Annotated in this window: 6 protein-coding genes; 1 reads left to right on the top strand and 5 read right to left on the bottom strand. The window is 47.5% G+C overall.

The genetic code is table 11. The annotated features are described in order from the left end of the window. Nucleotides 1-242 precede the first annotated feature (242 nt). From BOO20_RS12815 to BOO20_RS00885, 3 genes are all read right to left on the bottom strand, one after another. Nucleotides 243-413 (bottom strand): hypothetical protein, encoded by a 171-nt coding sequence (locus tag BOO20_RS12815; RefSeq protein ID WP_158068719.1) that lies wholly within the window; start codon nucleotides 411-413, stop codon nucleotides 243-245. 547 nt (nucleotides 414-960) lie between these two features. Beyond that, on the bottom strand, nucleotides 961-2,793 hold the full coding sequence (locus BOO20_RS00890) for a citrate/2-methylcitrate synthase (protein WP_076789400.1): 1,833 nt from the start codon (nucleotides 2,791-2,793) through the stop codon (nucleotides 961-963). A 59-nt stretch (nucleotides 2,794-2,852) separates the two neighbouring features. After that, nucleotides 2,853-4,049: an ATP citrate lyase citrate-binding domain-containing protein gene (locus BOO20_RS00885; RefSeq protein ID WP_076789397.1), complete on the bottom strand. Its 1,197-nt coding sequence runs from the start codon at nucleotides 4,047-4,049 to the stop codon at nucleotides 2,853-2,855. Between the two features lie 131 nt (nucleotides 4,050-4,180). Between BOO20_RS00885 and lgt the strand changes: the two genes are divergently transcribed. Then, the gene (lgt, locus tag BOO20_RS00880; RefSeq protein ID WP_076789394.1) at nucleotides 4,181-5,032 is read left to right on the top strand and encodes a prolipoprotein diacylglyceryl transferase; all 852 of its coding nucleotides are present in this window, start codon (nucleotides 4,181-4,183) and stop codon (nucleotides 5,030-5,032) included. 60 nt (nucleotides 5,033-5,092) lie between these two features. Here the strand turns inward: lgt and BOO20_RS00875 are convergent, their stop codons facing one another. Both BOO20_RS00875 and BOO20_RS00870 read right to left on the bottom strand, forming a co-directional pair. Next, nucleotides 5,093-5,740, bottom strand: coding sequence for a TMEM165/GDT1 family protein (locus BOO20_RS00875; RefSeq protein ID WP_076789391.1), 648 nt, complete (start codon nucleotides 5,738-5,740; stop codon nucleotides 5,093-5,095). A gap of 13 nt (nucleotides 5,741-5,753) precedes the next feature. Next, on the bottom strand, nucleotides 5,754-7,727 hold the full coding sequence (locus BOO20_RS00870) for an RNA-binding domain-containing protein (RefSeq protein ID WP_076789389.1): 1,974 nt from the start codon (nucleotides 7,725-7,727) through the stop codon (nucleotides 5,754-5,756). Nucleotides 7,728-7,954: the final 227 nt, after the last annotated feature.

The raw sequence follows: 7,954 nt of genomic DNA, 5'->3' as shown, positions 1-7,954 counted from the left end.
CCGTTTTTGTACTCTAACTCAAACGTTTGAATTCTCCAATTCACGCTGAACCAAAACACTTCCGGCATCGGGAATGGGATTGGCAAAAAGAGGAGCTGAAGATACGAGCAACGATATTGAACCTATGGCAATGGCCGTTGTAAAACGCATAACGTACTTATCGTAATGAAGATTATATCGTTCCGATAATTTCATCACAAAAGATCCTCCGGTTTTTGTTCAAACAGAACAGGTTAATAACGTCAGATTGTCAGGATGATGTCAAGAAAAACCGCCACCGGAACCACACCATTTATCAGCGAATCACCATCACTTTTAACTTCTGAATTTATGTGCAAATAGCGGGCCACTCCAATTACCGGAGAGAGACCATCGCCGGAAAGCCCGAAATTCGCGGTCTGTGGCCGTTCCATAACTATTTCTGCACTTCTCCATCCCCCGGAAGTGTCTCGACAGCCATAACTGTCCCAATATGAGGCACATTATTGATTTATGAGCATATTGCGAGACAATTCAAGACGCTCACAGGCATCAGTCCAAGAGATCAAAAAAAAAGATATTCTCCCTGTTTTTCCCTGCAGGCCAACGAATCAACAACAACAAAAGTCCACCAGCATAAACCATATCTTATCTTTCTATAGCTATTTGGAAACATTCCAAACAGGGATTTCCCCGTTTCACAGAAAACACCATATACGCTTCAACAGCGCAGATAACTCGGGAAAATAAGCGTATTTGTCTCATGCCTGTCTCATATTCATCTCATGTATTCCGGATAAGAAGAGGGTTCCCTTGCCTTACAATCGGGCATGAACGGTGTCGTGATCGTGAAGAGGATGGCAAAATAAAACAGGTAAAACACAGAAAAGCGGAACCAGGGTTGATTCCGCTTTTCTGCGTTTTCAGAAGGAATCCTTCACTTTCAGAATTGAACATCTCAACTCCTGACAGTGAAGTGGCTTACTTTTTTTCCGGCACAACGCGCTCGTCTTTCACTGCGTAGTTAATCAGGTAATCGTAAAGTCTGATAAGACGTGAATTCTGATTATTCTGATCAATCCAGTGCCCGATCATGCCTATGGTGCGGGCAAGAACAAAGAAGCCGTTGAGTGAGTACTCCGGAAAATCAAGGTCAACAAGAATACAGCCGATGGTACCATCAACGTTGAGGATAAGATTATCCTTTTTGGCTGTCGTAACCTTTTCAACTTCCAGCGCATAATCAAGACACGGCGTGTGGAGCGTCGTCTGGTTTTTCACATAGTCAACCAGATACTTCACCCTTTTGTCAGGATTTTTAAGGCTCTTCACCCTGTGTCCGATACCGGGAACCGGACCGACATTCTGCTTCATCCAGGAGAGGAAGCCGGAAATGTCATTCGGATACTCCTTGACGCCATACTTGAAATATTTGCCTGCGTTGGTAACGGCTCCGCCGAATCTCGGTCCAATCATGGTCATACCGGCCGACACCGCCTGCGGAAGATCAATTCCAGCACATGCGGCAATAATGGAGCCGAATGCTCCGGAGACTGCCGGGCCGTGATCAGCAGAGATCATGATGATGCGCTTGATGATCTCCGACTCCTCTCTGGAGGGAAGTTTCTTGTTCCAGAGAAGACCGATAACATCCTCGATACCATACCCTTTCTCACAGAGTTCGGAAGCAGCGTAACCGACATAACGGGGCTCTTCTCCACGATCATCGGAGATGGTGGTACGAATCAGCGGCTCAACGATAACCTCGCCCTGCTTCATGACCTCCTGAACACTTGGAGGAAGTGCCGGGAGAAGCTTTTCATCAAGTTCCCGTTCCGGCTTGATCGCTCCGCTTGCAAGCAACTCCTGATAGACCTGCTTGATGGCTTTGCTGAGTCCGCCGAAGGTGTCAGGCACAACAGCGCCGGCATCACGAAGCGCGTTCATTTTGGAGCGTGCAGAGCCAAGACCCTTCTTGCCCTCCTTGGCTCCGGCATGACCGAATTTCATACCCTGCGGAAGCACCTCCTGACAGGTTCCGCCGATGGCGGCAATAACCTTGATGCGGCGAACTTCCGCTCCAAGCCAGTCAGCAGCCTCCTCTTCAAGCGTACCGCCGACTTCACCGACAATAACCACCGCCTTGGTCTCGGGATCGTTTTCAAACATCTGCAGGTAGGTGACAAAGTCCGTTCCCGGATAGGAGTCACCGCCGATTGCAACGGCTGTCGTAATACCGTTACCGTTCTGGGCGCAGAGCCACATCGCCTCGTTGGAGAGTCCGCCCGACTTTGTAATAACACCAAATGAGCCGGAGCGATAGAGGTTACAAAGTTTCAGGTTTTTGTACTCGCCACCGATAACTCCGAGACGGCACTCGCCGGCAGAAAGGATGCCGATAGAGGAAGGGCCGTTGAAAATCTTGCCCGTCTCAAGCGCATATTTGCGCAGCCGTTTGGCATCTTTTTCCGGCACACCTTCCGTAATCATGGAGACAAGCTTGATCCCTTTGGCATCAAGAGCCTCCCTGGCTGACTGATAGGCTCTCGATGAGCCGATATAGATCAGTGCGGTATTGATCTGAGGATTCTCCTCAAGTGCCTGCTCAAGCGATGAGTAGACGGTAACATTATTGAGCTCACCACCTCGATAGATCTCTTTCTGCTGGCCCTCTTCAGGCGGGTAGACAAAAGCCTGGACTGTCAAAGGCCGGTTGATCAGAAAGTCGAACTGGGCCATACGCCTGGCGGCATTCAATCCGGCAACACCGCCTATGATGACCGCTCGTGTTTCCTTATTTGCTAAAATGCTCACGATTCTTTCCGGTTAATAATTAGAAGTTTCTCTTTAGGCTTTCCCGAGGAAAGCACTCCTTATGAATTCAGGGCAAGATCGACGATATCGGTCATCGGCATGCTGCGGTCGTAGACGTGGATATCAAATCCCTCTTCCTGCAGCTTTTTGATGGCGGCAAGTCCCTGATTTTCATTCGGTCCGCCACGACGCACCCAGATTTTCACATTCTCAAGGTATCCTTTCGATTTGCTCTCACGGAACCCGTTGATGATACCGCTGAAGGTCGCCTTGACATCAGTAAAATTGGCAATTGCGCCGCCGACAATAATATGCTTGATATTCGGAAGCCTGCAGATAGTTTCAGTCAGAGCCTCTACTGCCCAGTCCGGCGGATCACCGGAGTATTCGGCATAATTGGCGATTGTGCCTCCTCTTGCCACAACAGCGTCGGAATAGAAAACCGAAGCGCCGCCACCGGCTGTCAGAAGGGCAACATCACCACCGGGAACCTCGACCAGCTTTACCGAGCCCTTGATACGGGCATCGATATCCATGATCTGCTGCTCGGCTTCAGTAAAGGGCCTGCCGATTTCGGAAACCGGCTTGAAATCCCAGTCGGCATGACGGAAGCGGGCATCCCAGTCAACGTTCATGACCGCATCAAGAGCAGCAAAGCGCATATCACTTTTGCGAATAACCAGCGGATTGATCTCGATTGACTGCGAATCTTCATTATCAAAACAGAGAATAAGACGTGAAGCGATTTTGGCAACACGCTCGGCAACTTCTCCGGTAAAACCGGCCTGATGGGCAACGTCAGTAATCTCTTCGATAGTCGGGTTCTCATCAAGGGGAATGAAGAGCCGCTTGACCGTATCCCAGTTATCTTCGATATCCACACCGCCCTTGTTGGAAAGGAGCAGCTCTGCTCCATCACGGTTACCTGCAATTGAGAGATAGTACTCTTCATCATGATCAAGCATTTCAGCAACAATGACCTGACGGATAACCGAAGTACCGATTTCACGGCCAATCATCTCAGTGGCAGCTTCAAGAGCCTGCTCAAGATCAAGGCCAAGTTTCACGAGGCCAAGCTTGAACCTCCCGCCGATTGCTTCATGAGCTTTAACAACGAGTTTTGATTCTCTCAGCCATTTATTAGCTTCCCCAAGTTGGGCAAGGCGGTTGGGGTCCATGATTACAACATAATTTGGCACAGGAATGCCCCATTTGTTGAATAGCTTCATGGCTGGCCCTTCAAGTATCTTAGCCATACTTATCGGTATTTGTATGTTAATGGGTAGAAATACAGAAAATGCGCAAGATTAAAAGTTAACTATATTTTTTTTTCGATACAATAGACCCGTGACTTTTTTTCCTGAAATTCATTGAAACATTCAGCTTTATGAACAGTTTTTCACTCTGGTGGCAGAATCTTCCGGCACAGATGAACCCCGTACTCTTCTCTTCGGGAAGTTTTGCCGTCCGCTGGTATGGCATGATGTATATCATCGCCTTCGCTATCGTCTATCTGCTGACCCGCTATCGACTTGAAAGTGAAAAGCTTCCTTACGACCGCTCCTTTGTCGGCGATGCCCTCACCTGGGCTATGGGAGGCGTTGTTTTAGGCGGACGTCTGGGTTATATCCTGTTCTACGGAATGGACTCCTTTCTCTCTGATCCGCTCGGCACCGTAATCCCCTGGATCCCTGCATCCGGCGGATGCCGATTCACGGGTGTCACCGGGATGTCCTACCATGGAGGTGTGATCGGGGTTGTTCTTGCTCTCCTTCTTTTCAGCCGTTCACAGAAAACCGGTTTTTTCAAAACCTTTGATCTGCTCATTCCCGCTGTTCCTCTCGGCTACACCTTCGGTCGTATCGGGAACTTCATCAACGGTGAACTCTACGGACGGGTGACTGATGCCGCAGTGGGGATGTATTTCCCGCTTGCACCAACCTATGAACTGCGCCATCCATCCCAGCTTTATGAAGCATTTTTTGAAGGCATCGTCCTGTTTATCATACTCTGGCTGCTTCGAAAAAAATCTCCGTTCCCTGGGTTTCTCTCGGCCATCTATCTGTTCGGATATGGATGTTTCCGGTTTTTTATCGAATACTTCCGGGAGCCGGATGCACAGCTCGGCTTTGTACTCTTTAACTTTTCCATGGGACAGGTACTCTGCTTTATCATGATGCTTGCCGGCATTGCCCTGTTTTTTATCAGGAGCAAAGCATCCCGCAGGTCATCGGGGTGAGCATAGCGCCTCATCTCCGCTCCCGACAGAGCAGCAGCGGACAATGAGCAAAAAAAGTGGTCAGGAAAAGGAAGTCTGTTTGCGCAGAAAAATATATCCTGTCAGTGCAATAAGCAAAGCGGCAACCGCCCAGATGATGAGACCGAATCGTAAGCCGCCATCAAACATGCTGATAATACCGAAGAGGAAAAAGATGACCGCTGCACCGATTTTGATGGTCTGTTCCGGAAGCTGTGTACCGAGCATTTTTCCGATTACAATGGCAAGTCCATCGGAAATAACCATCCCGATCGTGGATCCGAGCCAGACCGGCAGAAAGGGGTTTGTTGAGGCAAGCGTAATGGTGGAGAGCATGGTTTTGTCGCCGAGCTCCGCCATGAAAAATGTAGAGAACACCAGCCAGAAGGGGTTAATACCCGTTTTGCAGCTCTTCTCATCATCATCAAGTGTGTCGCCTTTGAGGGTCCAGAAGCCGAATACGATAAAAGCAATACCGGCAACAAATTTAATCCAGTCAACCGGCAGACTCCCGCCAATAAACCAGCCGATTCCAGCGGAAAAAACATGAACGGCAAGAGTCGCCCAGAAAATACCCCAGAGCACCACACCGGTCTTATAACAGGTTGCAAGGGTGAGGGCCACAAGCTGGGTTTTATCGCCCAGTTCGGCCAGAAAAATCATAACAAGCGAAAGCCAGAAAGCATCCATTAATCGTAATTCTTTATATGTTTAATCGGTGAAATTCATTCTTGAAGCGTTCCTCATCAGGAAGAAGCTCCAATGCATGAGCATAAGCTGCTTTAATTTCCTGGTCAGGGAACTCAAGCCACATTTTCACTCTGGCTAAATCTCTCCAGGCCCAGGCATGCCTGGCTTTATCTGCATCCATTTGTACTACACGCTCAAGAAGTTCTTTTGCTTCCCGCAAAAGCCGTTGATTTGTCTCGCGATTTATCCGGCGTCCTTGTTTTGGCCAAATAAGATTTTGCGCCAGCTTTATTTTCGTCTGCGCAAACTCGTGTAATGCTCTTGAATCGTGCAACAGAGCATCTCCGGCACGATCAAAATAACGATGAGCCACTTCCTGACGTCCCAAACGACGAGCAAGAATAGCTGCCTCAAGGGCATCTGTATTTGCCAAATATTGAGGAAGCTGATCCAGCAGGGTTCGAGCTGCATCAGTTCTCCCGGAATCGAGTAAAACATCAATCAAAACATTCGTTACCGGAGGAATGAATGCATCAACAGTGGACGTTTTAAATTTCTCAAAGATCTCTTCAGCATGACCAGTCTCTCCTTTTGATCCGGACAGGCGAATTAATTCGGCAGCAAGTGACGGAGAGCCGGGTAATCTTTGGCACGTATCCTCAATTCTTCGAAATGCATCGACTTCATTTCCTATGGCACGGAGATGAGCGGCATCCCGCAATGCTGAAATGGCAACATATTCAGGATGAGCAGGAAGAGTAACCCGGAAGTAAGTACGCTCATTATCGAAATCAAATTCCGGATCCGGCGATCCATTATCACGCATGGCTTTGAACAACTTGGGAAGACCAGTCCCACGCCCTTCAGCCATCCGGAGCTCTTTAAGAAACTCACCAACCCTTCTGTTTCGGGCAGGAACGGGAGGCATTTGTGCCTTTTGGCATAAATGTTCCAGCCGTATACCTTGTACTGGCCCAGGATAACTGATAACCTCAATCCTGTCAGGGTAAAGATAGACTTTTACTGGCTCCGGAGTTGATTCATAACTTCTATGATAAACAGCATTAACCAGTGCTTCCCGAAGCGCTTGTATCGGATAGCTTATCCATCCTTTTACACGAAAAGAGGCCGACTGTTTTTCAAGATGAGCAGTAGAAATATTTTCAAGAAAGTTAAGTGCGCTTTTTAACTGTTCATGTATTCCACCTCTGAAAATTTTTTCCTCAATAACATTACCGGATACATCTGCTGCATACTGAACAACTTCAATTCTTACTCCCGAAAACCATAGTTCCGGATTTTCGCAAAAAAGCAACAGTCCTATATTTTTCGGGACATCATGACCATTCACAGGAACAGCAATCCGCAGCTTTCTGTATAACTCTTTCGTATTCATTTCATCCAAAAGTCCGCTATGAATATCACGCAAAAACTCCCGAACCTTGCTTTCACGCAAATCCTCGATTTGCGCCTGATTTGCTCGACGATCATCAAATGGTACACGAGCCGTTAATTGAAGCAGCTCCTGAAGTACGCCATTTTTCGCAGCATCCACCGTTTCGGAACCTATACGAACAAAGTACTTTTTACTACCCTTTTCATCAGGAGCACTGTGAGGCCTGACATCACTTCCTGGTACCCAAAGAACAAGAATAAGATTCTCATCGACAATTTCCGGTGAGAAAACCGGTTGATATTCGGGATCGATACGATTACAGTTTCCTCTTACCCACTTTTGAATTGAATCACTTTCTTCCGGGGTAACCCCTTTGGGTGGCATTACTGCACAGGCATTTTCTTCAGCAACACCAATAATGATGTAACCGCCATTGAGGTTTTGCAAATCATTTGCAAAAGCACAGACAGTTTTTAAAATCTGGCTGCCTGTAGTCCTGTTATCCCAACTCGCCTTGAATTCAATACGAGCAGATTCAACCCCTCGGCAATGGAGAAGATCATCAATATTAATGGGAAGTATCAGACTCATAGGTTATAGCGTACTATGGATTCATGGTAGTTATCGGCAAATACCGGTACGATGAAATTATTTATGGGTGATTATAGTAAATTGAGGCTAATATTGCCAGCAGACATATCGTTTGCTAAAAAACAGGTCAATTAATATAGCTCCTTTTACTCGATCTCTCTCTTTACACCTAAACTGAGCGATTTGTATCCGTAGACCTCTGTCTTAGGTACCCGATTGGGAAATAA

Source organism: Chlorobium sp. KB01, assembly GCF_001975465.1.
Classification (GTDB): domain Bacteria; phylum Bacteroidota; class Chlorobiia; order Chlorobiales; family Chlorobiaceae; genus Chlorobium.
The sequence above is the reverse complement of the archived record's forward strand: the minus strand, read 5'-3'. Positions and strand labels throughout refer to the sequence as shown.

Bases quoted from the DNA above. Each gene is read 5' to 3' on its own strand.
- BOO20_RS12815 (WP_158068719.1), bottom strand. From the start codon at position 413: ATGGAACGGCCACAGACCGCGAATTTCGGGCTTTCCGGCGATGGTCTC.
- BOO20_RS00870 (WP_076789389.1), bottom strand. From the start codon at position 7,727: ATGAGTCTGATACTTCCCATTAATATTGATGATCTTCTCCATTGCCGA.
- BOO20_RS00885 (WP_076789397.1), bottom strand. From the start codon at position 4,049: ATGGCTAAGATACTTGAAGGGCCAGCCATGAAGCTATTCAACAAATGG.
- BOO20_RS00875 (WP_076789391.1), bottom strand. From the start codon at position 5,740: ATGGATGCTTTCTGGCTTTCGCTTGTTATGATTTTTCTGGCCGAACTG.
- lgt (WP_076789394.1), top strand. From the start codon at position 4,181: ATGAACAGTTTTTCACTCTGGTGGCAGAATCTTCCGGCACAGATGAAC.